The organism is Nodosilinea sp. E11 (assembly GCF_032813545.1).
Classification (GTDB): domain Bacteria; phylum Cyanobacteriota; class Cyanobacteriia; order Phormidesmidales; family Phormidesmidaceae; genus Nodosilinea.
In genome coordinates this window covers 5,087,987-5,114,780 of the sequence record NZ_CP136520.1, presented here as the reverse complement: position 1 = coordinate 5,114,780, position 26,794 = coordinate 5,087,987, and the positions used below count along the sequence as shown (strand labels likewise).

Here is a 26,794-nt window from a genome sequence, read left to right as displayed (position 1 = left end):
CTAAGCTTTTACCACAGCGGCAGCAGCAGGCTCTAGCTGCGTAACCAGGGCTAAATTTACCTGGTCCTCGGCGGGCTGGCTGAGTTGAGCCCGCACGCTGGGGCCAAAGAAGGTCTCGATCTTGGCTTGCTTGTCTACCCAGGTAGAGAACGGCACAGTGGAGGACTCAAACTCCAGCACCAGGGCATAGTTGCCGTCGATCTCGGTTTCGTGCAAGCCGCTGAGTTCGGGGCACTCTTGCCCAGAGGGGCTCAGCCCTAGCTTTTGTAGCGCTACGTCGAGATGAGCTTCTTGACCGTAGCGATAGCGGGTGACATCGAGGCGCACCTGGTTTTGGGTAGGAGTGGCCTGCTCTTCGCGCAGTTTGAGCACCTCTGGTGGGGTGGGCTGGGTGTAGGGGGCGGGCTCTAGCTCAGCCGCCCGCAGTGCCAAGCCGCCCAACAACACTGGAATGCCGTAGAAAAAGCCGACCAGATTGAGGGTGGAGTTGTCTTGAAAATAGGCAATGAAGCCAATGATGGTGAGCACACCGCCCACGGCCAGCAGCACCAAACTCAGGTTGATACGCCCCAACTTAATTCGCCCCAGCATACGGCCCTCGGTGGAAAGATTACTTCTGACTATCATGCCGTTTTGTGGCGGAGAAGGGTAGGGAGGGGCAGGGGGCAGGTAGGTTTAGGGGGTTCGGTGTCAGGTGTCAGGTGCCAGGCGTCAGGTGCCAGGTGTCAGGTGCCAGGTGCCAGGTGTCTGTTGAAACCTTGAACCTTGAACCTTAAACCTTGAACCTTGACCTTGAACCCCAATCCCCTGACTTTCCTAGCGGCTCATCTTCAAAGTTGTTTATGCTGTCGAAGGAAACTCTATGGGGGAGACATTATGGAACTGCAAATGATTCGCGATCGCATCGTCACCATTCGCTCTAAGCGCGAGGCCCTGATTCAACTGCTAGAGCAGCCTGATCTGGGCACCCTGCGGATTGATGTCAATCAGGCGATCGAAGAAATGGACGATTTGCTAGAAGAATTTGACCGTACCTTTCCAGTGGGATGATAGGTTGAGGTTTGGACTGCACAAGTCCTGACTATTACTGACCACCCTTTACTCACCTCAACTTCAGTCAACTCGCTATGGCTACCAGCTACACCGTCGAAGTTCATCACCGGGGCACCACTCACACCATCACCGTTCCAGACGATCAAACCATTCTGGCGGCGGCTCACGCCGTGGGGTTAGATCTGCCCACCTCCTGTGGAGCGGGGGTCTGCACCACCTGCGCGGCTCTGGTGCTAGAGGGCGACGTAGATCAAAGCGATGGCATGGGGGTGAGCACCGAACTTCAGGCGGAAGGATATGCGCTGCTGTGCGTGGCCTACCCTCGCTCTGATATCAAGCTAGAGACGGAAAAAGAAGACATCGTCTACCAAAAGCAGTTTGGCCAGGGCTAATACGTGTCGGCAGAAGTAGGCAACCCTGCGGAAGGGTTTCAGGTCCTGGGTTCTAGGTATCAGGAGCGGTTGGCCGACTATGCCGTAGAGTAGTAGCTCGTATTTTGCGTCTTTGATCTTTAAAGGACAGGGGTATGGCGCTAGCCACGCACTTCATCACGATGGAGATTGATCTAACCAAGGTTGAAGGCGATTTGGTGAATGCGATCGAGCTGGGGCTGGCTGAGCGGGGTGAACCGCTGCGCTGGGCCATTACCCAGGTCAGCCCCGTCACCCAAATCGCTACCGTAGAAGCGGTAGTCACCACGCGTTCTGAGTCACACCCTAAGCCCTAACTGCCATGCATGCTGTCTCTGGTCGTCGTCCCTACACTGCGGTGCTGGTGGTGCCTACGGGCATTGGGGCCGCCGTGGGCGGCTACGCGGGCGATGCCCTGCCGGTGGCGCGGGCAATGGCAGCGGTAGTCGATACGCTGATCACTCACCCCAACGTGATGAATGGGGCGCAGTTGTACTGGCCCCTGCCCAATGCCTACTATGTGGAGGGCTATGGGCTAGACCAATTTGCGGCGGGTACTTGGGGACTGCGCCCCGTGCACCGCAATCGCATTGGGCTGGTGCTCGATGCTGCGATCGAAGACGATCTGCGCTGGCGACACCTACAGGCAGCAGATGCAGCCCGGGCAACGCTGGGGCTAGATTTGATTGACTATGTGGTTACCGATGCACCCCTGGAAGTAAGCCTACGCACGGCGACGTCTGGGGCCACTTGGGGGACCATTGGGCGGCCCGACAGTCTGCTGCGGGCGGCAGAGCGGGCGATCGCCGCTGGAGCCGAGGCGATCGCCGTAGTGGCCCGCTTTCCTGAAGACACCGATAGTGACGTGCTGCAAGACTACCGCCAGGGCCAGGGGGTTGACCCCTTGGCTGGGGCTGAAGCGGTGATCAGCCATCTGGTGGTGCGCACCCTGAGGGTGCCCTGCGCCCACGCTCCAGCCCTGAGCCCGCTGCCGTTAGATCCCTCGGTTGCGGCAAAGTCGGCAGCGGAAGAAATTGGCTATACCTTTTTGCCCTGCGTGCTGGCAGGATTGAGCCGCGCCCCCCAGTTTGTGGTTAGCCCCACCCCACTGGGGCAGGCCAAAGATACGCTGTGGGCCAACCAGGTAGACGCCATCGTGGTACCGGCCAGTGCCTGCGGCGGCAGTGCGCTGCTGAGTCTAGGCCGGCGATCGCTGGCGATCGCCGTCGAAGCCAACGCTACGGCCCTGGCCGTCAGTCCCGAATCGGTCGGTGTCCCAGCGGTGCGGGTGGCCTCGTACCTAGAAGCGGTGGGGTTGTTAGCGGCCCATCGCGCGGGCATTCATCCCCAGGCCCTAACGGCCCAAATGCCCCACCTGAGAGAACTTCGTCCTGATCCCCAGATTCTTCCTTTGGGCAGATAGAAAGCTGGTTTAGGCTCTTTACAATCAGGGCTGGAGGAGGCTGAAGGGCATTACCCTACAGTTAACAGATTGTAGATGGACGAGACAGGAGTTTGTTCGTGACTGCATTGGAGTGTAGAGGCGGCCCACAGACGCTATCACTAATGCCTTCAATCACAAGCCCTGGTCAGAGCTTGTGATTGCCAGCGGTCCGTCAAGCAGGGTTTAATCTAGCCTCCCCTGTTGTCCCAGGAGCACGATATGGAAAAGCGCACTGTTAATGTTCTGCTCGTCGAAGACGACGAAGTGGACGTCATGAACGTTCAGCGAGCCTTTAAGCGCGAGCGCATTGACAATCCACTGTACATTGCCCAAAATGGCGTAGATGCCCTCAACATGCTACGTGGCGAAGATTCTACCGCTGTGCCAGGCCACCGTCGACTCGTGCTGCTAGACATCAACATGCCCAAAATGAACGGGCTAGAGTTTTTACAAGAACTGCGCCAAGACGAGCAGTTAAAATCGACCCCGGTCGTCGTACTGACGACCTCCGATGCCGACCAAGATCGCCTAGAGGCGTACCGGTTAAATGTGGCAGGCTATATCCTGAAGCCAGTGACCTTTTCCATTTTTGCAGAGGTAATGGCGGCCCTTAATGAATACTGGTCGCTGTGTGAAATTCCATAGACAGACTCAGTGGCAGCCTCTGTGGGCTGTGGGAACCGGGGCAAACCAGATGGGTAAAGCGCTAGAGTTGTTGCTAGTCGATGACGATGCGGTTGATCGCATGGCCATTTGCCGAGCTCTCGATCGCGCTGATTTGGCTGTGCAGGTCACCGAAGTTACCAGCGCTGCTCAGGCGATCGCCCACTTGGGTAGCTACCGCTACGATTGTGTTTTTCTAGACTATCGACTGCCCGAGCAGGATGGGCTTTCGCTGATTCGGCAATGGCGCGCCGAAGGGGTAACGATTCCGCTGGTGGTGTTAACTGGCCAGGGCGATGAGCAAATTGCCGTCGACCTCATGAAAGCCGGTGCCAGCGATTATTTAGTCAAAACGCGGGTGTCTCCCGATCGCTTAGCTCTGTTGCTACGCAACGCCCTGCGGGTCTATGCTGCCGAACAGCGCGAGGCCAAAGCCCAAGCTCAGCTTCAGCAGACCAACCTGCTGCTAACCCAACAAAACGAGGCGTTAGAGAACCAGCGGCGCTACATCGAAGATCAAAACCTTAAGCTGCTGGAGGCCTACCGGGTCAAGTCTGAGTTTTTGGCAACGATGTCCCACGAGTTAAGAACGCCCCTCAACGCGATTTTAGGGTTTTCGCAAATTCTCGACAGTCAGTCTAAGGGACCGCTGACCTCGCACCAGGGCGAAATGGTGAAGCGAATTTTTACTAACGGCAAAAATCTGTTAAACCTGGTCAACGATATTCTCGACCTTTCTAAACTAGAGGCCCAGCGGCTCTCGCTCATTCCTATCACCGTCGATGTGCATCAGCTGGTGCAGGCAACGCTCTCTGATCTGCGATCGCTGGCCGAGGGCAAAACGATTACCTTAGAGAGCACCCTTGCCCTCGAAAACCCTCTGGTGATCAATGACGAACATCGCCTACGCCAGGTGCTGACCAACCTAGTGTCTAACGCCATCAAGTTTACCGATTGCGGTCGGGTTCACATCACTGTCGCCGACGCCAAAGTCGATCACATTACTCTGACCGTTACCGACACCGGCATTGGCATTGTGCCTGAGCAACTGCCCCATATTTTTGAAGCCTTTCGCCAGGTTGATCAAACCATTCGTCGGCAGCGTCCCGGCACGGGGCTGGGGTTAGCGATCGTGCATTCCCTAGTGACCATTATGGGGGGCACCATCGCCGTCACTAGCCAAATTGGCCAAGGCACTACCTTTGTCGTTACCCTGCCCCGGCAGCTACCAGCGATGCCGGCTCTAGACGATCGCAAAGCAGCCGCCCCGTGACTTAACCTTAGCCGCTCTTGGTTCGGCGTTGACAGCTTAGCTACTGAGGCGCCTGTTTTGGGTAGCAACGTGGGAAAATAAAAAGCGCATTTTTTTAGGAATTGCCTGTGAAAGCTCTTGTGGTTGGCAGCGGTGGTCGTGAACATACCCTAGCCTGGTCGCTGTTGCGATCGCCCAAAATTACCGAGGTGGTCTGTGTGCCCGGCAACGGCGGCACCGCCAGTCTGCCCCACTGCCGCAACTTGGCTATGAACGCTAATGACTTTGAAGGCATTGCTCGCTTTGCGCTGGTCAACAACCTGGAGCTAGTCGTGGTGGGGCCAGAACAACCCCTGGCCGAAGGTATCACCGACTACCTACAAGGCCAGGGCCTAAAAGTGTTTGGCCCTTGTCAGGCTGGGGCACAGATCGAGGCCAGTAAGGCCTGGGCCAAGGCACTAATGGTTGAGGCAGGTATTCCCACCGCTCGGGCGGCTGTCTTTGAAGATGAAGCGGCGGCCCTGGCTTATCTAGAGCAGCAGGGGGCACCCATTGTTGTCAAGGCCGACGGCCTGGCGGCGGGCAAAGGTGTCACCGTAGCCCATACTTTAGAGGAGGCTACCCAGGCCGTGACCGAGGCCTTTAGCGGCAAGTTTGGCGCGGCGGGCAATCAAGTGGTGATCGAAGAATTTATGACTGGTCAAGAGGCCTCGGTGCTGGCGGTGACCGACGGGCAAACCATTCGCCCCCTGGTGCCTGCCCAAGACCACAAGGCGATTGGCGAAGGCGACACGGGGCCAAATACGGGTGGCATGGGAGCCTATGCCCCCACTCCGGTGCTCAGTGCTGCCCTGATGGAACGGGTGCAGCAGCAGGTGCTAGAGCCTGCGATCGCCACTCTGCGCCGCCGGGGTATTGACTATCGTGGTGTGCTCTACGCTGGGCTGATGATTACCCCCGCTGGAGAGCCCAAGGTCGTAGAGTTTAACTGTCGCTTTGGCGACCCGGAGACCCAAGCAGTGCTGCCTCTGCTAGAGACCCCTCTAGATGAGGTGATTTTAGCCTGCATTGAAGGACGGCTAGAGTCACTCGATCTCCAGTGGCAGGCTGGTGCTGCCGCCTGTGTAGTGGTAGCCGCTGAGGGCTATCCCGACAAATTTCCCAAGGGCATGGCCATTGAAGGCCTCGACGACGCGGCAGCCACCGGAGCGTTGGTGTTCCATAGCGGGACGCGCCGCAAAGGCGACAGTGTGGTGGCCGACGGCGGCCGGGTGCTGGGGGTGACGGGCCTGGGCGATACCTTTGAAGGGGCGATTGCCAATGCCTACACAGCGATCGACAAAATCTGCTTTGAAGGCATGTATTATCGCCGCGACATTGGCTACCGGGTCAAGGGGCTTTCGTAGAGCGAAGGGCGGGGGCGACAGAGTGTGCCCCCCGTCTGCTTATTTGATCGGTATCACCTCAATGGGCTGCAGAGAAAAGGGTAACGTTAGGCCATTGAAAATCAAAGCTGAGTCTCGTTCATTGGCTGCAAGGATTCGAGGTAAACCGGCATCAAATACTCCGATCACAAAACTCAACCCATTGGGGAAACTATCGGCAAAGGTAAAGTTTTGCTCGCCTGTCTCTCTGGCAAATCCAGAGCCAACAGAGAGCACTGTTGTACTATTAAAAACGTTCGCCAGACGGCTAATCGACGTGTTTTCATTGCCCGTGATAAACGCATAATCATTGCGACGAAAATTGAGCCCAGCTGTAACTTCGTTAGTCAGGAAATTCCAGTCAAAGGAAGCACTGTCTTCAACCGGTGCCGTAACGCGTATCTTGAGCACTGAACCCCGGAATGGGATTTGAGAGTTGATTGCAGCGATTTGGAGGAATGTCAACGGTGCTAATAGCTCAATGTTGCTGACAGCGGCAGTAACGTTAGTGTTGAAGAGCACATTGAGATTGCCCAGGTCATTGCTAGAGGCGGGAACCTGATTGAGAAAAGCAGCAAAATTAGGGCTATTAACGTCACCAACATACTGAACACCGTTAAACAGAACATTGCCGCGGGCAATCATTTCAATAAAGCCAGATACCTGAGAACCAGTCCCAGGGGTTAGTTCGCCTAAGACAACCGGTAAGACACCAGTACCCGAACCAGGCAACATAACCTGTCCCATTTGGGTATTTACAGTCTGGGCTAACCCTGTAGACCATAGCCGCACATTGTCTGGAACAAAGGGCAAGGTGGTCGCGGTATTCAGATCTCCAATGTAAGCTGTATTGCCTAGACCGACATAAATAATGTGGTTGCGGTCTGGTTGGGCTAGGGCGATCGCATCCGCTAAGCGGCTAAAAGGGCTTTCGATGGTGCCATTGCTGTTGCCATTACTAGCTACATGAATAAAGACCCAAGGTTCCCCGGTATCGGGGTTGATCGCCAGAATGGGTTGCCCTTCCACAAACTGATTGACCAACAATTCATTCTGGACGTCTACTTTAACAGTAGATGCCCGTTCCATCGATGAGCCCAGACGTGCGACCAATTGTTCTTCTGGCGTGCGAGCACTGCGCCCCGGCCCACCAGGCCAGCTGAGCTGTACACTGCCAAAGATATTGCTGCCAAATACTTCGTCATACTGTACCCCCACCCCTAGGTTTATGCCGGGTCGGGGTTGAGTTGCTAAACGACCTCGAATACCAAAGGTACCCTGGATACCAGGGCCATTGAGATAGTAGGGGCTAATATAAGCCCGCAAATCACCCCCATTGGCAAATTGCAATAACCGTCCTCCAGCTTCTATATCAAAGCCCCCTAAAGCTGATTGGTAGGTATTGGCAACCTGGTTTTGCAGAACAGGATCAAAAAAGAGCGAATTCCCGCCAAATCTCGGGACGCTGCCAATCATTTCAGGGGTGCTACCCTGACTATTAATTAGCTGACGAGCATTACCAACTGGTACATAACCATTAAGCCTAATATCCCAGGTCTCGCTGAGACTTTCGACACCAAAACCCAGCTGATTGAAAGAGGCCTTTCCGGTATTACGGTTGTCAAAAGCGACATAGCCCCCGAGGGTGCGATCTTGCTCGGCTAGGTACTGGCGATATCCCACCACAGCAGTTCCGCCCAACTGGCCGCCATTATCTAAAAGCAAGCCACCTTCTAGAAAGACAATATTTTGCCCTGGTGTTTGCCAAAGAGGAACGAACCCACCCAAGTTGGTCACCCCATCGGCCCCAGAACTTGAACTACGATGCCCCAGGTTAAAGCGCCCGCCAACCCTGAGGGCATCTGCCGCTGTTTCGGTAGTAGGAATAATTGCTTGGCTGATCTCTGGGTCTGGCGTTGCCGTTGCTTCAACCTCATCAACCACAGTAGCGTCATCGATCCCGACAACTAGGTCACTTGACTCTAGGTTTTCATCAAAGAGGCTCTCGTCAGTACTATCAGATAAAATATTACCGCTATCTATTGAACCAGCCGACGACTCATCTTCAACAGCATGAGCGACGGTACCCAAGCCTAAGCTCAACCAAAGTACAGGCGACGCAACTAATGTAAACAAAACAGCAACATTCATAGCCCACATTCTCACAGGAATCGGAGATCACCCTATTATTCCCATGAAAAAAATGCGGCTAACTTAGGCTTAAATAACTCGTAATTAAAAATACTAAACTCTGCTTAGTCAAACCCCAGATTTAGAGAGGCAAATGCAACTTGCCCCTACAATTTGACCTCTGACTAATGGGGCCTCCTGCCCTCACTGTTGCCTGGCCAAAAGGCTGTGTATTTTCAGTAACCTAGGCTGCTTGAAGCAGGGGTTTAACAGCAATAGACATTAATGGCGGCTTTGTGCAGTCAGTGACTGGCCACGTCACTGTTCGTCTTGAGCCTATTCTCTAACGATAAGGAAAGTTAAGCGACCAGTGGGCGAGGTCTTATACTGAATCCTGTTTAGGTCTCCCCGGTTTAGCAGGGCGCATGCGATGCACCCCTGCAGTTTGGCCTTTTGGGAATCGGGGTTATACCATTCGGATTTGTATTACTTCGCTGCGTTCATCTAGCGCGGCCACTAGCCACAGTCATGCCATTAGATGGGTTCGATGGAGCCTAGCGCGCCATTGAGCCAACCAAGCGTTCAAAGCATTGCGTAGTGTTTTACAGCGAAGCGGCCACCGCATCCCGCTGGGGATGAACGCTTTGGCCATTTTGCAGCGCCGTGTACAACCGGTTAAGGGCGTGCAGGTAGGCGTGGGCCGAGGCCACCACAATGTCGGTATTCGCCGCATGGCCCGAAAACACTCGGTCTTCATGACGCACGCGAATGGTGACTTCGCCTAGAGCATCAATGCCCGCCGTCACCGACTGCACCGAAAACTCAATTAGCTCATTGGGAATATCCACCACTCGGTTGATCGCCCTGTAGACCGCATCCACAGGCCCAGTGCCGATCGCCGCATCCATCAGCTCTTGGCCATCGGGGGTGCGAATAGTGACGGTGGCGGTGGGCTTGGCGCTGTCACCGCAGGAGACCTGCACCAGGTCGAGGTGGAAATGCTCCGGCGACTGCTGGGTTTCGTCATTGACGATCGATTCAATATCCCAGTCGGTGATTTCTTTTTTCTTGTCGGCCAGCTCTTTAAACCGCAAAAAGGCACGGTTAAGGGCCTGATCGTCGAGATCGTAGCCCAGTTCTTGCAGGCGGGTGCGAAAAGCGTTGCGGCCTGAATGCTTGCCCAGCACGATCTGGTTGTCGGTGAGACCGATGGAGGTGGCATCCATGATCTCGTAGGTGAGCTTGTTTTTGAGTACGCCGTCTTGGTGGATGCCCGACTCGTGGGCAAAGGCATTGGCTCCCACGATCGCCTTGTTGGGCTGCACAAACATGCCGGTCAGGTTCGACACCAGCCGCGAGGTCTTGTAGATCTGGCGGGTGTCGATGTTGGTCAGGGGCGCTTCCGAGTCGGCGGGGCGACCGAGGAAGGGGTTGTAGAAGGCGCGGCGCACATGCATGGCCATAACCAGTTCTTCGAGGGCTGCATTACCTGCCCGTTCGCCAATGCCGTTGATAGTGCATTCGAGCTGGCGCGCCCCAGCCTTTACCGCTTCGAGAAAGTTGGCTACCGCCAGGCCCAGGTCATTGTGGCCGTGGACGGAGATCACCGCCTGGTCAATGTTGGGCACGTTGGCTTTAATGCCGCGAATCAGGCCGCCAAACTCGCTCGGGGTCAGATAGCCCACGGTGTCGGGAATGTTGACGGTGGTGGCTCCAGCCGCGATCGCCGCCTCCAGCACCTGATAGAGAAACTCGGGGTCAGAGCGGCCCGCATCTTCGGGCGAAAACTCGACATCGTCAGTGAAGGTCTTGGCGTAGGCCACCATCTCCGGGGCGATCGCTAGCACTTCCTCCCGGCTCTTGCGCAGTTTGTACTGCATGTGAATATCGGAGGTGGCCAAAAAGGTATGAATTCGGCCCTTGGCAGCGGGCTTGATCGCCTCACCCGCCCGCTCGATGTCGCCCTTGGTGGCACGGGCCAGGCCGCAGATGGTAGGGCCAGTGTCGGTGCCCACCTCCCGCGCAATTTTTTGCACCGCTTCAAAGTCACCGGGGCTAGCAAAGGGGAACCCAGCTTCGATGATGTCAACCCCTAGTCGCGCCAGCTGCTTGGCGATCACCAACTTCTCTTCGACATTGAGGGTAGCCCCCGGCGACTGCTCACCGTCGCGCAGGGTAGTATCGAAGATCAAAATGCGATCGGGGCTGGGCGGATTGCTCATAATAATCTTCCACGGAGTAGACGGTAAAGGGTGCTGAATCGACGGTAGAGCCGTTTCTAGAGAATGACCACCAGAAAACTGTCCGGCCCTGGCGCAGATCAGATAAATGTATCGGGTCTAACTATTCTACCGGCACAAAGTCGGATTCGCTATGACTTAGCCCATAATATTCTGATCGTTCGGTGACACAGCCACGCGCTCGAATACAAAACAGTTAATCCCCCGCTCATACCTCGATCAACATCGACTACAAGCAGGGGATTAGATTCATCAACGATTGACGTTGGTATCAACCATCGCTACAAAGAGCTTAGTTGCTTCTGAAGTCGCGGGTTCTCATCCGCAAGACTTGGTTGACTTGGTTGACATAACCGCTGTCTTCGATCTTGGTACTATTGATAAGGCCCTGGTTGGCAGCGGCCTCAACAATATCTTGACCCCGCGCATTACCCCGGCGCAAGTCCTGAAGCATGTGGTTAGGACCATTCATGCCTTGGCCATCTAGGTCGCCTCGAATAGCCATGTAGGCTAGTTGAAACGGGCTAACGTTTTCAGTAGTCATACCTGCTGCACCGGTGCCCATGCCCCGAAACTCAGTACTAGGAGTCTGCTGCATTTGGCCAGGAGTTTGGTTCTGGCTAGGGGGAAACTGACCAGGGCCTTGCCCAGGGGTTTGGCCGGGAAGAGTTAAGCCAGAACCCTGACCGGAAGGTTGCTGCTGGGGCACTTGAGGCTGACCAGGATTCTGCTGCATCTGACCAGGGGTCTGTTGCATCTGACCAGGGGTTTGGTTCTGGCTAGGGGGAAACTGACCAGGGCCTTGCCCAGGGGTTTGGCCGGGAAGAGTTAAGCCGGAACCCTGACCGGAAGGTTGCTGCTGGGGAACCTGAACCTGGCCTGGTGTTTGGGGTTGGTTAGGCGTTTGCATTTGACCAGGAGTTTGCCCTGGCGCTTGGTTTTGGCTAGGGGGAAACTGTCCCGGACCTTGTCCCGGCGTTTGCCCAGGCAAGGTTTGCCCCGACCCCTGACCAGGCGTCGGAGTCTGGGCTGGGGTACGAGGTTGGCCCGGCACCTGGCTAACGGTTTGGCTCTGAGACTGGACGCTCTCACCTACATTGGCAAATGCAGCAGGCGAAACGGCACCAGCCAGAAAAAGCGCTGAAATTGTTCCTATAGATAGTCGGTTCATACGTTACCTCCAAATTGAGTAGCTATTTAAGACTCGTGAATGTCTGTCGGTCGACAGAAAAGCCTTGGATTGTGAGTTAGCTTGTTTTTGTCCACCTCTAAACTTCTGCCAGACTTTTCTTAAAGCTAAAAAGTTGGGTTAAGAAAATAGCAGTTGCCTAGGATCAATGGAAAACAGGACAAAAGGCTAGACTTCACACGTCCTGAACTCAAGTTAAGGGATCGCTCCTCAAAGTGAAGTCGCTCAAAAGTAAGAGATGATCCCCCAATTTAGGAGAGTCATACCTGAGCACAAACTGATGCCAAACTCATTCAAACGTTTGAGAGTTTCTTAGAGAAACGGCTCAAATAGACTGGTTACAGCCATCGTTTTCTAACTGCCAGGCACGCTCCCGTTGTCTAGGGCGATTTTTTCGCCTGGGTAACTTGGGATAGAATCCTCCTGCACAGTACTCAAGGAGCCTCCGTTCCCATGGTCCAAGATTCTGCCAATTCAGCTCCCCCCAACCCCGAGGGCTCTGGGGTACCGCCAGAGCCTACCCCCGGCTTTGGCTGGACTCGCTACGCCGAGCGCATCAACGGGCGGTTTGCTATGGTCGGCTTTGTGGCGCTGCTGCTGCTAGAGCTAGTCACAGGCCAGACGTTTTTTAGCTGGCTCGGTCTGCGTTGAGCGGGGGCTATGCCCCATCATCTCTACCGTCTAGCGGTTAGAAGTGGTAGGCTTAGGGGTGATTTTTGGGACGACATGGCCGTGGTTAACCCCAACGCAGAAATAGGTCGCCTGCGCGAGCTGATGCCCGCTACAGCCCGGATGAAGACTAAGCTCATGCTCAACGAGCGCCAGCTAGACGTGATCAAGGCTGAGTTTCCGCGCCCGTGGCAACAAACCCACGCCGTGTCAATTAACCTCGATCGCTGGCATCAGCTATCGGTTGCCGAACGCGACCTGCTGTTTTTGCGCACCGTGTGCTGGGTTACCCTGGCCAATGTGCTTAAGCCCAACTGGTATCAGGCGCTGGCTGGGGCCGGGCTGGCCGGAGGTGTGGTGGAACTGGCCCAAGGAGATGCCGTTGGGGTGCTTGCCGCTGCCGGGGTTGCGGCGCTGGCCGGTTGGCAAATTTGGCGCGGAGTGACTGGCCCCCAAATTGATATTGCCGCCGACGATAAGGCGGTGCAGGTAGCCCAGCGGCGGGGCTACGACCAGGCACAGGCAGCCGAGGCCCTGATTCGTGCCATTGAGGCGGTGCCCCCCCTCGAAGGCCGGCAGGTGCTCACGGTAAATGAGTTAATTCGCTGCCAAAACCTGCGGGTGCAAACGGGGCGATCAGAATTTTCGGTCCCCGAGAGCTACCTACGCTAGGCCACTATGGTGCAGTCACGTTCTGAACCCCGGGGTTGGCAGGGGGTTGCCCACCTTGGCTACGCCGTAGAGGCCGGCCGATGCATTCCGACTCAAACTTATACCCGTGCGCCCCTGCGAGTGCAGCGGGCGCTTTATCCCGAAGGAGATGCGCTCTGCCACAGCGTGTTAGTGCACACCGCTGGTGGCTTGGTGGGGGGCGACAGCCTGGCGATCGCGCTTCAGGCCGAGGCGGGGAGTCAGGTGCTCGTGACCACTGCCGCCGCCAGCAAGGTCTACGGTAGCGAGACTGAAGCTCAGTCGAGCCAGCGGGTAGAGATTACCCTGGCCCCCGGCAGTTGCTTAGAGTGGATGCCCCAGGAAACCATTGTGTTTAACCACGCCCACTACCACCAAGATTTGCGGGTCAACCTGGCCCCCGGGGCGATCTGGAGCGGTTGGGAGATCACCCGATTTGGCCGCAGTGCTCGCGGTGAAACCTTTGACCAGGGCCACTGGCGATCGCACCTCGAAGTCTGGCAAGCTGACCAGCCCCTATGGCTCGATCGCCAGCACCTGATTGGGGGCAGCCCATCGCTTCACAGCCCCAACGCGCTGGCGGGGCAGCCGGTCGTGGGCAGCTTTGCCGTGGTAGGCTACCGACCCACCCCCGACCAGATTACGGCTCTGCGACAGCTCTGGCCGAGATCTCAGCCTGGCGATGTTGGCGTCACCCGCTTAACCGAAGGGCTGCTCTGTCGCTATCGGGGGCCGTCGAGCCAGGCGGCGCAACGGTGGTTTGTGGCGGCCTGGCAATATTTGCGCCCCCTTTACCTGGGGCGAGAAGCTGCTGTCTCGCGGGTGTGGCCCCGGTAAGCCGATGGGCGGTTGGTGGTACCTGGCTAGGTCACCCCTAGAGAGACTGCTCGGGGGCGATCGCTGGCTGGGGGAACCGGGTCGGAGAAAACTAGGTCTACTACTGCAACCAACCACAGCGCCAGTAGCGGCCTGAGTAAAAGACTTGATTAAACACTCGAGCGGAGCATTTTAAAGTCGCTCCTTCCGGATGGGTAGCTACCAGCAGTGAAAAGGTAATTTATGAGACTTATTTAAAGGTGCTATGAAAACTTCTCAATTTTCTGGCTCTAAGCTGACCCCTGCGTCAGAATATGCGCTGATTGTAGGGGCAGGGGCAACGGCGGCAATGTCGATGGCGGCTCAACAGGTGGCGGTGGCAACTCTGCCAGTCACCACCCTGGTAGCCCTTGGCCTGCTCAATCGGTACCGCCTTGATCAACGCCTGCAAGCCAGCGAAACCGAAGGCACCACCGTCGAAGAGACCAACGCCCGCACGACCGCACCCCCTCCCCAGCGCATTACTGCTCAACCTCGCCCCGACACCATTTCGGCCCGCCCCCAAACCGTGGCTACCCCAGCCACCTCAGCCCGGTTTTCTGAGCAGCGTGACTATATTCATGACACGTTGGCCAGCAAGCTTCAGGCCAAGGCCGATTTTGCGGCAGTGCAGCAGGCCTGGCTGAAAAAAGTTGGCACCCGTCTACAGCAGCTCCGTCTAGAAAAAGCGCTTTCCCTAGACGATATGTACCAGCAGACGTTTATTCAGCCCTACACCCTCAAGGCGATCGAGACCGGTAACCTGAAACAGTTGCCAGAGCCGTTTTACATTCGCGCCTTTATTCAAAAATATGCCTCTGCCCTGGGCCTAGAGGGTAAAGCTGTGGCCGCCGATTTTCCGATGCCCTAGTCTGTCAGTGCCCCCCCGCAGCTAGAGCCGCTACCGGCCGTGCAGCCGTAGCAGTAGGTTCGAGTCTGAACCTGCTGCGCCACATCTAAGGAGTTAGCCGCTAGCAGATCGGCAACGGTGAGGGGCTGTCCGCCGGGCGATCGACTGGGGAGCGCCTCCATTTGATTAAAGTCGCAGTCGTAGAGGTTGCCTTCGTAGTCAACAGAGAGTTGGTGGCGGCACATTAGGTTGTCGACGGTGGCGGGGTTGTGGTGGTCGGCCAAAAAGCGCAGGTAGGGCCAGTAGAGCGCTTTGCCTTTGAGGTATTGTTTGACCCGGCCTATGGGCAGGTTGGTAATGGTGTAGAGCTGGTTAAAGGCAATGTCAAAGTGCGATCGCAGATAGGCAGCGTAGTCACGCTGTAGTGCCGCCTGACTGGGGGTAAGCGAAAAATCAGCATTGCGGGGCACTGGCGGGTTGTAGACCAGATCAAGGCACAGGGCCGGGTCGTGGCCATAGCCCAGCTGGTTGAGCCGCTGCAAGGCTCGAATCGAGTCGCTGTAGACCCCGGCCCCCCGCTGCTGATCGACATTGTCTTCTAAATAGCAGGGCAGCGAGGCAACTACATGCAGCTGGTGGCGGGCAAAGTACTCGGGCAAATCGTCATAGCCAGGGGCAAAGAAAATAGTTAGGTTAGAGCGCACGATCACAGTTTTGCCCAAGGCTCGGGCAGTTTCGGCCAGGGGACGAAATCCGTAGTTCATCTCAGGGGCACCGCCGGTCAAATCTACCGTGGTAATTTGCGGAAACCGGTGCATCAGCTCTATTAGCTGATCGGTAATGGCGGGCGATAACTCCTCGGTACGCTTAGGGCCAGCCTCGACATGGCAGTGGGTACAGGCCAAGTTACACTTGCGCCCCAAGTTAATTTGCAGCACGGTAACCGGCAGTTTACTGAGGGGCTGATCGAGCCGTTGCTCAAACGGAGTGACGGCGGTAGCAGAATGCGGGGGAGACTGAACCATGAACCCTACGGTGATAAAACAGCAATGGTAATGCGATCGCCAAGGCGATGGGGCTGAGGCCAAGTGCCAGCCGATAGCAACCGCGATCGGTATTAAACGCCATCGACCTGAAAATGTCCTGAGAATAGTGATTGTAGCGAGGCTCCCCACTGACTCGTGAGACCCGGTAGGTACAGTTTAGCGACGGTGGCCACTGCGACAGAGACCGCGACAGAGACTGCGACGGCGGCGGCAGCTGGGTTCACGCGGAGACTATCGCCAGCGGTGAGGCGAGAGGTCACAGGTCAGGGGCCACGCTGACCTGATCACGACCGTTATGTTTAGCCTTGTACAGCGCGGTGTCAGCCTGCTTGATCAGGTTGTCAGAGCTAGTATCAGGGCCAGGGAGAATGCTGGCCACCCCCAGGCTGAGGGTGACCACCTGGTCTACGGTCGAGGCTTCGTGGGGAATCTGCTGGTTGCGTACCAGCAGGCGCACGTCTTCGGCTACGGTTTCGGCTCCCTTGGCGTCGGTGTTAGGCAGCACGATCACAAACTCTTCCCCGCCATAGCGGGCCACCAGGTCGCCAGGCCGCCGAGCGGCCCGATGGAGGATGCGCGCTACCAGCCGCAAACAGTTGTCGCCCGCCTGATGGCCATAGTGGTCATTGAAGTGCTTAAAGCAGTCAATATCGGCCATAATCACCGCTAGCGGCCCCTGCTCACGGCTCATTCGCCGCCATTCTTGGTCGAGATATTGCTCAAACCGGCGACGGTTGGCTACTTGGGTGAGGCCGTCGAGATAGGCCATGTGCTTAAGCCGCTGGTTGGCTACGGTCAGTTTGCGGTGAAGCCGAGCCTGGTGAATGGCAATGCCCACCTGGGTAGCCAGACTTTGCAGCAGGCGCACATCAGAGGTTTGCCAGGCCCGCGTCGATCGGCATTGATGGGCAACCAAAAGCCCCCATAGAGATTGTTCGTGAAGCAACGGCACGACCACCTCGGCCTGAATCTGAAAATATTTGAGAAACGCCAACTGGTGAGGGGGCAAATTTTGCGTGTAAATGTTCTCTACTGCCAGGCCTCGACCCACTCGATAGTGGTTGAGAAAGGCCTCGCCCACAGACCAGGGGTCGCGCAGGGTCCAGCCCAGCATGGAGGAGTAGGCTGACGCGCAGGATTCTTGGATCACCTCGCCACTCATGGCGGCTCCCCGCCGGATCACAATCACCCGGTCGGCCTCAATGAATTCTCGTACCGATGTGACGGTTTGCTCCAAAATGCTGTCTAGGTCGAGCAAGTTGCGAATGCGCTGGGCAATTTCGCCCACTAGGCGCTCTCGCTGCGACTGGAGCTTAATTTCGGCTTCAACCCGTTTTTGCTCAGAGACGTCGAGGGTGACGCCAGCGAGCCGGGGGGACTGGCTACTAGCTTGAAAGACTTTTCCTCGGGCCGATAGCCAACGGGTGCGGCCATCGGTGTGGCACACCCTAAACTCGATGGCGTAGCGCTGCCCCAACCGAATCGCCTGCTGGAGAGCCTGGTGTACCCGGTCTTGGTCGTCGGGGTGAAGGTGGGTAAAGAGGGTATTGTAGCTGCCGTCAAATTCGCCGATGGCCAACCCTAACAATTGCTGCTGCTGATCGGAAATGACAATGGTGCCCTGGGCTAAGTCCCAGTCCCAGGTACCCATTTGGGCTCCTTGAAGCGCCAGGCTTAGCTGTTCTTGCTGCTGCTTAAATAAAGTCTCTGAGTAGTGGCAAGCGGTGAGTTCGGCCCTGGTGGCTAGGTGGGTCTCGAGCGAGGGAGGCAGCGCATAAAACCGCTCGGCGTCGATCAGCCCCAGCCAGTTGTGGGCCTGATCAACCACAGGCAGCAGCTGATCGAGCGATGCTAGGGGAGCTATAGATGCAGGAAGGGGCGATCGCAGGGGATGCAGACCGGTTAAAGGAGTCATCCACCGATGAGCAGGTACCTGGCTAAAGTCGGTCTGGTGGGCCGCAGCATCGGCGGCATTGGCGTAGCTAAAGACGCCGACCAGGCTGGCATTTTGGTAGACCAGGGCGTAGGTTTTAGCGGCTTGAACCAATGCCTGTAAAACCCGCTGCAAACTATCCTCAGCCTGGACGATGAGGGGAGATGGATCAATCGCTGCTATTGGTGTAGGCGGATTAGCCAGGTCATTCTCAAGCACAGCTCGGCGTCAGAAGGGGTATAGATAGCCACTTAGAGGATTGGGGTAAACTGCCCTGGGCCAAAGTACCCGTGGGTCCTAAGCATCACGGCCAGTTTACCCAGGGAAAATCGGGTCAAAACGTCCATAGTCGATGGTGATGGTAGTTTTTAGAATGCCCGCTGACGGCTGGCGATGGCCATATATTGAGCAGGGCTTAACAACTGTTGGGAGCAGTGGGTTGAGTAGCTTCACCGAAACCGCGCCCCAGATCGAACCGGTCTTTATACCGAGATAACTGGCCAAGACCACTGGGTTAACTTGCGGAAATCGGTAACAGGTTTCTCCGAGTTTCGGTCAAGGGAGTTCTTTATACTTAAGACAGTACGTTACGAGAGCTTAATCCCCTGTCTGACCTGTCATTGATTCAGCACGAAACCCTGAACCTGCTGGAGTGGCCCCGGCTGTGCCAACACCTCTCAACCTTTGCGGCCACCAAGATGGGCACCCTGGCCGCCCAATCTCTAGCGACCCCAGCGACCCAGGCGGCCAGCGCCAATCTGCTGGCTCAAACCCAGGAGGCATGCTGGCTAGAGCAAAACAACAATGGGCTAAATTTTGGCGGCATTCGCGATATTGGCACGGCGTTAGAGCGGGCTCACCGCCAGGGACTGCTGAACGGTGAAGAGCTGTTGGCGATCGCCACCACCCTCCACGGGGCTCGCCAACTGCGCCGCACCATTGATGCTCAGCCGCCAGAAGACCTGCCGGTGCTGCAAACTCTGGTGGCCGACCTGAGCACCCACCCCGACCTAGAGCAGCAGATTTACCACTGCATCGACGATCGCGGCGATGTGACCGACCGGGCCAGCCCTAAGCTGGGGGACATTCGCGATCGCATGAAGGCCACCCGCCAAGACATACAGCAGCGGTTGCAGCGCATTTTGCAGCGCCAGGCGGGGGCCATGCAAGAGCCACTCATTACCCAGCGGGGCGATCGCTTTGTGCTGCCGGTGAAAGCCCCCCAAAAAGACGCGGTGCCCGGCATCGTTCACGATGCTTCCGCCAGCGGGGCTACCCTTTACATCGAGCCCCAGGCGGTGGTTGAACTAGGCAACCGTCTGCGCCAGCTGCTGCGCCAAGAAAAAACCGAAGAAGAGATCATTCTGCGGCAGCTCAGTGAGGCCGTGGCCGAGGTCTACGACGACCTGGCCCACCTGCTGGCGGTGGTGACCGAGCTTGACCTGGCCCACGCCCGCGCCCGCTACTCGTTGTGGCTGGGAGCCAACCCGCCCCGGTTCATTGACCCCGACGAGCAAACCACCCTGCGCCAGCTGCGCCACCCCCTGCTGGTGTGGCAACAGCGCCACGAGCAGGGGCCAGAGGTGGTGCCCATCAACCTGCTGATTCGCCCCGAGCTGCGGGTAATCGCCATTACTGGCCCCAACACTGGCGGCAAAACCGTCACCCTCAAAACCCTCGGGCTGGCGGCGCTAATGGCCCGTGCCGGCCTCTACGTACCCGCCCGCGAACCGGTAGAATTGCCCTGGTTTGAGCAGGTGCTGGCCGATATTGGCGATGAGCAGTCGATCGAGCAGAGCCTCTCTACCTTTTCGGGCCACATTCGCCGCATCGGTCGCATTCTCGCTGCCCTGGATGGTGAGAGTGAAGTGGGTGGTGAGAGTAATGTAAGAGACGTAAGCGATGGGAGTGATGTAAGCGATGGGGAGGCTATAGAAACCTACCGCCTGCCCGAATCGAGTTCCATCCCCTCACCCCTTCACCCCCTCACCCCTTCACCCCCTCACCCCCTCACCCCCGCCAACGCCCTCATCCTGCTCGACGAAGTCGGCGCGGGCACTGACCCCACCGAGGGCACCGCCCTGGCCATTGCCCTGCTCAAGCACCTGGCCCACCGGGCGCGGCTGACCATGGCCACCACCCACTACGGCGAACTCAAGGCGCTGAAATACCAGGATGAACGGTTTGAAAACGCCTCGGTAGAGTTTGACGAAGTGACGCTGTCACCCACCTACCGGCTGCTGTGGGGCATTCCAGGCCGCTCAAACGCCCTGGCAATCGCCCGGCGGTTGGGGTTGACCACTACGGTGGTCGATGCGGCGACGGCGCTGATGGCCCTCGGTGCCCAAGACGACGTCAACCAGGTGATTGCGGGCCTAGAGGCCCAGCGTCGCCAGCAGGAGGAACGGTCTCAGGCGGCGGCAGACTTGCTGGCGGCTACCGAAAAGCTCCATAACGAGGTGCAGCACAAGGCCAATCTGCTGCGCGATCGCGAGCAAGACCTCAAGCGTCAGCAGCAGGCGGCGGTGCAGCAGGCGATCGCCGATGCCAAGCGCGATATTGCCAAAGTGATTCGCCGCTTGCAGCAGGGCGAAGCCACGGCGCAAGATGCCCAGCGGGCGACGGCGGCGGTCGATGCGATCGGGTCGGCCCACCTGCCCGCCGCCGCTCCGGTGCCGACAAAACCCGGCTACCGGCCAGCGGTGGGCGATCGCATCCGCATTCCCAGCCTGGGTCAGACCGCCGAGGTGCTCACGGCCCCCGACGATGACCACCGCATCACCGTGCGCTTTGGGCTGATGAAAACCACCGTCAGCCTGGCGGAGATAGAATCGCTGCGGGGCGAGAAAGCCGAGGTGCCCGTCAAGACCAAACCGATCGACACAGTGCCCGCTGCCCAGGCGGCTCCCCCAGCCCCAGCCATTCGTACCAGCCGCAACACGATCGATCTGCGCGGCATGCGGGTGGCCGAAGCCGAGGGCGTGCTAGAAGAGGCGATCGCCAAGGGTAGCGGGGCCCTGTGGATTATCCATGGCCACGGCACCGGCAAACTCAAGGCCGGTGTGCACGACTACCTCAAGCGCCATCCGCAAGTGCAACGGCTTGAGCCCGCCGCCCAAGCCGACGGTGGCACTGGCGTCACCGTGGCTTATCTTTAAGGTCTGGGCCTGTAGGAGATCAGACCTCCCTTCTGAAAGGGTGTTTGAAGAGTAGGGCAAATGCCATTTGCCCCTACAATTTGACCTCTTGGGAACCGGGTTTGTACGATCCGGATATGGCATCAGGTCTAGGTTTCAGATCAAACTCTCAACTATGAACCGGAAAACGGCCTTGATGCTTCTGGTAATTGCCACGGTTATTTTGATCGCAGGGGCTGTGATCGGCGCGCTGCCAGCGATGATGACGCCGATGATGTTTGACGACCCCAAAGCGCTGGAAAGCCCAGCGACCGTTACCCTGGCCCTCAGCATCGCCACCTTTCCGCTGGTTTGCCTAGGGGCGGTGCTGCTGAGCTGGTTAGTCTTTGCTCTACCCGCCTTGGCAGCCATTCCCCACCGCTACCTCTGGGCCTGCGGGCTGACCACCCTGCCCCTGATCAACGTCGTCATCGCTGGGTTAGCCCTCGCCTGGATTTCTTACGTTAACGATGGCTTTTTCTCTTGAGCCCGAATTGACGACTCGGGCCGCAGCTGCCGCAGAAACGGCGGCAACTCTTTACCATCGAAGGGTAGCAAGAGCTAATTTATGACATCACTGAATGGACAAGTTGCCCTAGTCACCGGGGCTACCCGAGGTCTGGGCAAAGGTATTGCCACCGGCCTGGCCGAGGCTGGGGCCACGGTTTATCTGACGGGCCGCACGTTGACAGCCACCGCCGACTCGGTCGGTTCCCTAGAGGAAACCGCCGCCGCTGTCACCCAGGCGGGCGGTGTGGCACGACCCGTGCAGGTAGACCATGGCGATGATCAGCAGGTGCGATCGCTGTTTGAGCGCATTGCCACCGAGCAGCAGGGACGGCTCGATCTGCTGGTGAACAATGCCTACGCTGGGGTGTCGGCCCTCAAAGCCGCCTACGGCAAACCCTTCTGGGAATCGGAACCCGACTTTTGGGATGCCTGCAACCATGTTGGTCTGCGCAGTCACTACCTGGCCAGCGTCTACGCCGCCCGCCTGATGGTGCCGCGCCGGCGGGGGCTAATTTGCACACTCTCCTCCTGGGGTGGGCTGTCCTATATTTTTGGGGTGCCCTACGGGGTCGGCAAAGCCGCCTGCGATCGCATGGCCGCCGATATGGCCGTCGAGCTCAAACCCCACCAGGTGACGTCGCTCTCGATCTGGCCAGGCATTGTCGGCACCGAGCTGATGACCAAGTTTGCCGCCGACCTGGGCCTAGACGGGATTACGGTGGGCGGTGCCCCAACCGACTCGATTAAAGCCCGCTACAACTGGGAAACTCCTCTGCTGACTGGGCGGGCCATTGCGGCTCTGGCCGCCGATGCCCAGGTGCTGCGCCGCGCGGGGCAGGTGCAAATTGTAGCCGAACTGGCCAAAACCTACGGACTGGTCGATGCCGACGGCAACCGGCCTGCCTCGCTGCGATCGCTGCGGTTTGTGTTGCCCTCGGTGGTGCCGGGGCTGCAATCCTACGCCGGCTGGGTGCCCGATGTCGAGCTGCCCTGGCCCGTCTTGCTGCTTGGGCCACTGGGGTCACCCAAGGCTTAACAGGGTGAACCATCTGGGCCGGGCGCAAGGGTGGGTGCAGCGAGGCTAAGGCTCCTGGGGTGGAGCCATGCAGTAGCGATCGCGCCCCTGGTGCTTAGCCGCATAGAGCGCAGCATCGGCCTGGTCCACGAGGGTCTGGGGCGATCGCTCCGGGATGGGAATGGCGGTGGCGATTCCCAAGCTCAGGGTAATGCGCTGCCCGAGGGGCGAAGCCCCGTGAAATAGGGCTAGCTGCTTAAGGGTGCGCTGGATGGCGCGGGCGATCGCCTCGGCCCCGGCGGCATCGGTGGCGGGCAGCACCAGGGCAAATTCTTCGCCGCCGTAGCGGGCTACCAAGTCGGCAGGGCGCTTGGTAGCCTGCTCTAGGGCCTGGGCCACCTGCTGAAGACAGACATCCCCGGCAGGATGCCCGTAGGTATCGTTATAGAGCTTAAAGTGGTCAATATCGCACAGAATCAGGCTCAGGGGGGCTTGCTCCCGCCCCAAGCGAGTCCACTCCTGCTGGAGTTGCGTATCAAAGCTGCGGCGGTTGGCTACCTGAGTGAGCCCGTCGTGGGTGGCCAGGTGCTCAAGCTGGCGGTTGGCCGCTTGAATGTGCTGGTACAGCTGAGACTGCTGAATGGCGATCGCCAGCTGAATCGCCAGCCGCTTCAACACATCGAGTTCAGAGGTTTCCCAGGGGCGTGGCTCCGAGTTGTGGTAGGCCATCAGCATGCCCCACAGGCGATTGCTCTGGACAATGGGCACCGCCACCTTGGCTCTGGCCAAGGCAAGGCGATCGATCGGGCAGTCGCGATCGGGCTGGGCCTGGAGATCGGCGATCGCCTTCAGGTTACCTGCCTCGAAATACTCCCACCGCTCCACAGACAGAGGGTTGTGCACCTGTCGTCCCAGCAGCGAGGGGTGGTCTGGGGTGGTAGCCTCAGCAATCACGGTACCCTGGCCCTTAGCCTCTAAGCGATAGATCATCACCCGGTCGGTCTGCAAAAACTGCTGTACCTCCGTCACCGTCGTGGTGAGAATAATGTCTAGATCTAGGGTTTGGCGAATGCGTTGGGCAATCTCGCTTAGCAACCGCTCTTGCTCGGCCCGCCGCCGCAGGGCCGCCACCTCAGAGCGCCGCAGCTCGGTAATATCGGTAAACGACACCACCACGGCATCGGGCAGGTCGTCGGGCTGGGTAGTGTTAGGGTGCAGCAGGGGCTGAGTATTCACCGAAATCCAGGTGGTGGTGCGGGGTCTACGCAAGCCCAACACTTGCTTGGTGATGGGCAGCCCCGTGCGTAGGGTGATCAAGGGCGGAAAATCGTCTAGCGGGCAGGGGGTGCCATCGGCCCGAATCACCCGTCCCGCCAGCTTGGTAATCGATCGCCCCACCATGCGATCGCTCGGCAGCCCCACTATCTGGGCAGCGCTAGCGTTACAGGTCAAGACCGTACCATCGGCTTGGATCACAGCAATACCTTCTGAGAGGGCCGACACCACCGAGCGGTAGCGGGCTTCACTCGCTTGCAGGTTTTGCAGCAGCAGGGTCTTGGCCTTAAATTCCCCAGCCACATGCAGGCTGGCCGCCAGCAGTCCGGCGATCAGCTTGAGGGTCTGTCGATCTGAATTGGTAAACGCCGCTGGCTGGGCCGAGCACACCTTGAGAATCCCCACCGGTTCAGCCTGATAGGTTAAGGGAATCACCGCCATCGATCGCAGACCCATAGCGCGAAAGCTCTCCAGATCAACCCATGCGTCACTATTGATATCGGGGCAGTAGAGCTCGCGAGCCTGGGTTAAGGCCTGCCCCATAAAGCTACGCTCCACCGGCAGTCGCCAGCCCAAATGCTTAGCCGATTGACCGCAGGCATAGCGACAGACCAAATCGGTGTCTTCGACCATCTCCACCGCTGCACCATCGGCCCGAGTCAACTGCTGAGCCTGTTGGGTCACCACCGCGATCACCTGATCGAGATTGGGGTTGGCTAGGGCCACCTCCTGCTGGGTGGCAATCACCTCAGACAGGCGCTGAAGTTCTTGCTGTAGGGCAATTTCAGCTTGCCTGCGCTCGGCCTCTAGCCGGGCTCGTTCGCTGATATCCTTCATAAAGCAGTAGTGGCCATGGCGCTGCTGCCCATCGTAGGCTGCCACCATAAACAGCTGTTTGTAGAAGATCGAGCCATCTTTGCGCAGGCCCCGAGCCTCGACGTTGACCTTGCCCTGGCTGAGCATCTGCTCGTAGGCAGTCTCCACACGATTTAGATCGTCAGGGTGCAGGGTGACTTGCCAGGTTTTGCCCACTAGCTCATCGGGGCTGTAGCCCACCATCGCCCCATAGGCCTGATTGACGCTGATATAGCGCCCGGCGTTGTCTAAGCGCGCAATGCCTTCGACGGTCAGAGCCAGGGCGGTGCTCATGTCTTGCCGTTCTTGCTCGGCCTGCACTCGCTCGGTAATGTCTTGGCTAATGCCGTAAAGCCGCACAATCTCGCCCTGGGCGTTGCGCTCGGCCTGGCCGCGGGTGTCAAGATCGCGTTGCCCCCCGTCGCCACGGGTGCACTTGAGCCGCAGGCTGAAGGGCTCGCCCGTCGCTAGGGTGTGGTCGATGGCCTGGCGCAACTGATCGCCGTCGTTCGGATAGTAGAGGCGCAGCAGCTCGTCAAGACTCGGCGATCCCAGGCTGGGGTCACGGCCGAAAATACGAAATTTTTCGGCAGACCAGGTGACTTTTTGAGTACGAACATCGTATTCCCAACTGCCAATATGGCCGATTTTCTGGGCTTCTAGCAGCTTAGTTTGGCTTTGGTGCAGAGCCAGGGTGGCCTGCTTATGCTCGTGAACATCCTGCACCTGGGAGACAAAATAAAGGGGCTCCTGCCGCTCGTCACGGACCATTGACACGCTGAGCATGATCCAGATCCAGTGCCCCTGCCGGTGGCGATAGCGCTTCTCCAGATGATATTGACGAATCTTTTGATTCAGCAGTTGATCCATCAAATCGAGGTCGGCATCGAGATCGTCAGGGTGGGTGATGGCTTGAAAGGTAATGGCCAGCAGCTCGGCTTCGCTATAGCCGGTAATGTCGCACAGCGATCGATTCACCTCTAGCCACTGCCCCTCTAGACTGACCAAGGCCATGCCAATACCGGCGTAGTCAAAGGCGTTGCGAAAGCGCTTGTTGCTCAGGTGTAGAGCCTGGTTGCTAGCTTCGAGGTCGGCATTGCGGTCGGCCAGTTCGGCGGTGCGCTCGGCCACTTTTACTTCTAGAGCTTGGTTGAGCTGGCGCAGGGTGAGCTCGGTATGTTTGCGATCGCTGATGTTGTAGACTGTCGAGCGACCTTTGGCAAACTGGCCCTGGGCGTCGTATTCGGCGATGGCATTAAACACAACCCATAGAGTAGAGCCATCGGCCCGCCCTAGCTCCAACTCAAGATCGTGGAGGTGCCCCTGGCGCTTTAGCTGAGCAAAGGCCTCGGCAAAGGGGGTGGCGCTGGTGGGGGTGAGCAGGTCTGAAAAGCGCATGGTGCCAACCACCGCCGTGCGACTATAGCCCAGCCAATCCAGGGCGGTGTCGTTGATTTCAACGACTAGCCCATCGCCATTGAGGCCGCAATAGCCACCGGGGGTACGGTAATAGAGATCGTCGAGGTTGACCAGTGGGGCGGCGGGGGCAACCGGCGGTAGCGACGACAGCCGCAGAGTCAGCTCATCCATGACCAGGGCGGCCAGATCAGCCAGGGTTTGGGCGTCATCGGCGGCGAGCGAGCGGGGGTGGTGGTCGAGAATGCTCAAGGTGCCAAGGGTGTAGCCCTCCGGGCTGATCAGGGGCGCAGCGGCATAAAATCGGAGACCAAACTCACCCTGCACCAGGGGATGGGACTGATCGAGGGGAACTTGGCAGGCATCGGGGATAACGTAGACGGCGCTGGGCAAAATCGCCGGGGTGTCCAGGGTAGGATCGCGGCCAGTATGTTCTAGAGCTAAGCCATGGCGTGACTTAAACCAGATGCGATCGCCATCGACGACCGAGACCAAAGCAATGGGCACCTGAAACAGCCGCGCGGCGATCGCCGTAATCCGGTCAAAGGACTCTTCAGGAGGCGTGTCTAAAATCTGGTAGCGCCGCACCACAGCAAGCCGTTTAGCCTCGTCCTCAGGGTTATGCATCAGCGTGGTTGATAAAGTTTTGGCTGCACCGAGCGGTTTGTGATGCCCTTACTTTATGATTCCCTCACACAA

Annotated in this window: 22 protein-coding genes; 14 read left to right on the top strand and 8 right to left on the bottom strand. The window is 58.0% G+C overall.

The features are described from left to right. The gene (locus tag RRF56_RS24865; RefSeq protein WP_410510693.1) at positions 1 to 591 is read right to left on the bottom strand and encodes a DUF2854 domain-containing protein; all 591 of its coding nucleotides are present in this window, start codon (positions 589 to 591) and stop codon (positions 1 to 3) included. Positions 592 to 876: 285 nt separating this feature from the next. Here RRF56_RS24865 and RRF56_RS24860 point away from each other — a divergent pair, with 285 nt between their 5' ends. The 7 genes from RRF56_RS24860 (at position 877) to purD (ending at position 6,228) form a co-directional block, all read left to right on the top strand. Continuing rightward, on the top strand, positions 877 to 1,050 hold the full coding sequence (locus RRF56_RS24860; RefSeq protein WP_317035839.1) for a hypothetical protein: 174 nt from the start codon (positions 877 to 879) through the stop codon (positions 1,048 to 1,050). Positions 1,051 to 1,127: 77 nt separating this feature from the next. Then, positions 1,128 to 1,445 carry a 2Fe-2S iron-sulfur cluster-binding protein gene (locus RRF56_RS24855; RefSeq protein ID WP_317035838.1) on the top strand — a complete coding sequence of 106 codons (318 nt, stop codon included), beginning with the start codon at positions 1,128 to 1,130 and terminating at the stop codon, positions 1,443 to 1,445. 134 nt (positions 1,446 to 1,579) lie between these two features. Further along, positions 1,580 to 1,780, top strand: a complete 201-nt coding sequence (locus RRF56_RS24850; RefSeq protein WP_317035837.1) for a hypothetical protein — start codon at positions 1,580 to 1,582, stop codon at positions 1,778 to 1,780. Positions 1,781 to 1,785: 5 nt separating this feature from the next. Beyond that, entirely contained in the window at positions 1,786 to 2,886 is a 1,101-nt protein-coding gene (locus RRF56_RS24845; protein ID WP_317035836.1) for a DUF3326 domain-containing protein, read from the top strand. 240 nt (positions 2,887 to 3,126) lie between these two features. Further along, positions 3,127 to 3,552, top strand: coding sequence for a response regulator (locus tag RRF56_RS24840; protein WP_317035835.1), 426 nt, complete (start codon positions 3,127 to 3,129; stop codon positions 3,550 to 3,552). 49 nt (positions 3,553 to 3,601) lie between these two features. After that, positions 3,602 to 4,843, top strand: a complete 1,242-nt coding sequence (locus tag RRF56_RS24835) for an ATP-binding protein (protein ID WP_317035834.1) — start codon at positions 3,602 to 3,604, stop codon at positions 4,841 to 4,843. 107 nt (positions 4,844 to 4,950) lie between these two features. Next, entirely contained in the window at positions 4,951 to 6,228 is a 1,278-nt protein-coding gene (gene purD, locus RRF56_RS24830) for a phosphoribosylamine--glycine ligase (protein ID WP_317035833.1), read from the top strand. 39 nt (positions 6,229 to 6,267) lie between these two features. On the opposite strand, the gene RRF56_RS24825 is transcribed toward purD, so the two are convergent. From RRF56_RS24825 to RRF56_RS24815, 3 genes are all read right to left on the bottom strand, one after another. After that, positions 6,268 to 8,397 (bottom strand): hypothetical protein, encoded by a 2,130-nt coding sequence (locus RRF56_RS24825; protein WP_317035832.1) that lies wholly within the window; start codon positions 8,395 to 8,397, stop codon positions 6,268 to 6,270. A gap of 581 nt (positions 8,398 to 8,978) precedes the next feature. Beyond that, positions 8,979 to 10,598, bottom strand: coding sequence for a 2-isopropylmalate synthase (locus tag RRF56_RS24820; protein WP_317035831.1), 1,620 nt, complete (start codon positions 10,596 to 10,598; stop codon positions 8,979 to 8,981). A 310-nt stretch (positions 10,599 to 10,908) separates the two neighbouring features. Continuing rightward, positions 10,909 to 11,787, bottom strand: a complete 879-nt coding sequence (locus RRF56_RS24815; RefSeq protein ID WP_317035830.1) for a hypothetical protein — start codon at positions 11,785 to 11,787, stop codon at positions 10,909 to 10,911. A gap of 471 nt (positions 11,788 to 12,258) precedes the next feature. On the opposite strand from RRF56_RS24815, the gene RRF56_RS24810 reads away from it, so the two are divergent. The 4 genes from RRF56_RS24810 to RRF56_RS24795 all read left to right on the top strand — a co-directional run bounded on the left by RRF56_RS24810 (position 12,259) and on the right by RRF56_RS24795 (position 14,890). Continuing rightward, positions 12,259 to 12,456 (top strand): chlorophyll a/b-binding protein, encoded by a 198-nt coding sequence (locus RRF56_RS24810; RefSeq protein ID WP_317035829.1) that lies wholly within the window; start codon positions 12,259 to 12,261, stop codon positions 12,454 to 12,456. 75 nt (positions 12,457 to 12,531) lie between these two features. Beyond that, a complete protein-coding gene (locus tag RRF56_RS24805; protein ID WP_317038378.1) occupies positions 12,532 to 13,146 on the top strand; it encodes a DUF3318 domain-containing protein in 615 nt (204 codons plus the stop codon). A 6-nt stretch (positions 13,147 to 13,152) separates the two neighbouring features. Beyond that, positions 13,153 to 14,001, top strand: a complete 849-nt coding sequence (locus RRF56_RS24800; protein WP_317035828.1) for an urease accessory protein UreD — start codon at positions 13,153 to 13,155, stop codon at positions 13,999 to 14,001. A gap of 244 nt (positions 14,002 to 14,245) precedes the next feature. Continuing rightward, positions 14,246 to 14,890 carry a helix-turn-helix domain-containing protein gene (locus RRF56_RS24795; RefSeq protein WP_317035827.1) on the top strand — a complete coding sequence of 215 codons (645 nt, stop codon included), beginning with the start codon at positions 14,246 to 14,248 and terminating at the stop codon, positions 14,888 to 14,890. On the opposite strand, the gene arsS is transcribed toward RRF56_RS24795, so the two are convergent. The 3 genes from arsS to RRF56_RS24780 form a co-directional block, all read right to left on the bottom strand. Then, a complete protein-coding gene (gene arsS / locus RRF56_RS24790; protein WP_317035826.1) occupies positions 14,887 to 15,894 on the bottom strand; it encodes an arsenosugar biosynthesis radical SAM (seleno)protein ArsS in 1,008 nt (335 codons plus the stop codon). The genes RRF56_RS24795 and arsS overlap by 4 nt on opposite strands. Before the next feature lie 92 nt (positions 15,895 to 15,986). Then, positions 15,987 to 16,175 carry a hypothetical protein gene (locus RRF56_RS24785; protein ID WP_317035825.1) on the bottom strand — a complete coding sequence of 63 codons (189 nt, stop codon included), beginning with the start codon at positions 16,173 to 16,175 and terminating at the stop codon, positions 15,987 to 15,989. Further along, on the bottom strand, positions 16,172 to 18,067 hold the full coding sequence (locus RRF56_RS24780; protein WP_317035824.1) for a diguanylate cyclase domain-containing protein: 1,896 nt from the start codon (positions 18,065 to 18,067) through the stop codon (positions 16,172 to 16,174). The genes RRF56_RS24785 and RRF56_RS24780 overlap by 4 nt, the downstream gene beginning before the upstream one ends. Positions 18,068 to 18,468: 401 nt before the next feature. Between RRF56_RS24780 and RRF56_RS24775 the strand changes: the two genes are divergently transcribed. The 3 genes from RRF56_RS24775 to RRF56_RS24765 all read left to right on the top strand — a co-directional run bounded on the left by RRF56_RS24775 (position 18,469) and on the right by RRF56_RS24765 (position 22,570). Then, on the top strand, positions 18,469 to 21,006 hold the full coding sequence (locus RRF56_RS24775) for an endonuclease MutS2 (RefSeq protein WP_317035823.1): 2,538 nt from the start codon (positions 18,469 to 18,471) through the stop codon (positions 21,004 to 21,006). Between the two features lie 172 nt (positions 21,007 to 21,178). Beyond that, positions 21,179 to 21,511, top strand: a complete 333-nt coding sequence (locus tag RRF56_RS24770) for a hypothetical protein (RefSeq protein WP_317035822.1) — start codon at positions 21,179 to 21,181, stop codon at positions 21,509 to 21,511. Between the two features lie 81 nt (positions 21,512 to 21,592). Beyond that, positions 21,593 to 22,570, top strand: coding sequence for an SDR family NAD(P)-dependent oxidoreductase (locus tag RRF56_RS24765; RefSeq protein ID WP_317035821.1), 978 nt, complete (start codon positions 21,593 to 21,595; stop codon positions 22,568 to 22,570). A gap of 45 nt (positions 22,571 to 22,615) precedes the next feature. On the opposite strand, the gene RRF56_RS24760 is transcribed toward RRF56_RS24765, so the two are convergent. Continuing rightward, positions 22,616 to 26,722 carry a PAS domain S-box protein gene (locus RRF56_RS24760; protein WP_317035820.1) on the bottom strand — a complete coding sequence of 1,369 codons (4,107 nt, stop codon included), beginning with the start codon at positions 26,720 to 26,722 and terminating at the stop codon, positions 22,616 to 22,618. Between the last annotated feature and the right edge of the window lie 72 nt (positions 26,723 to 26,794).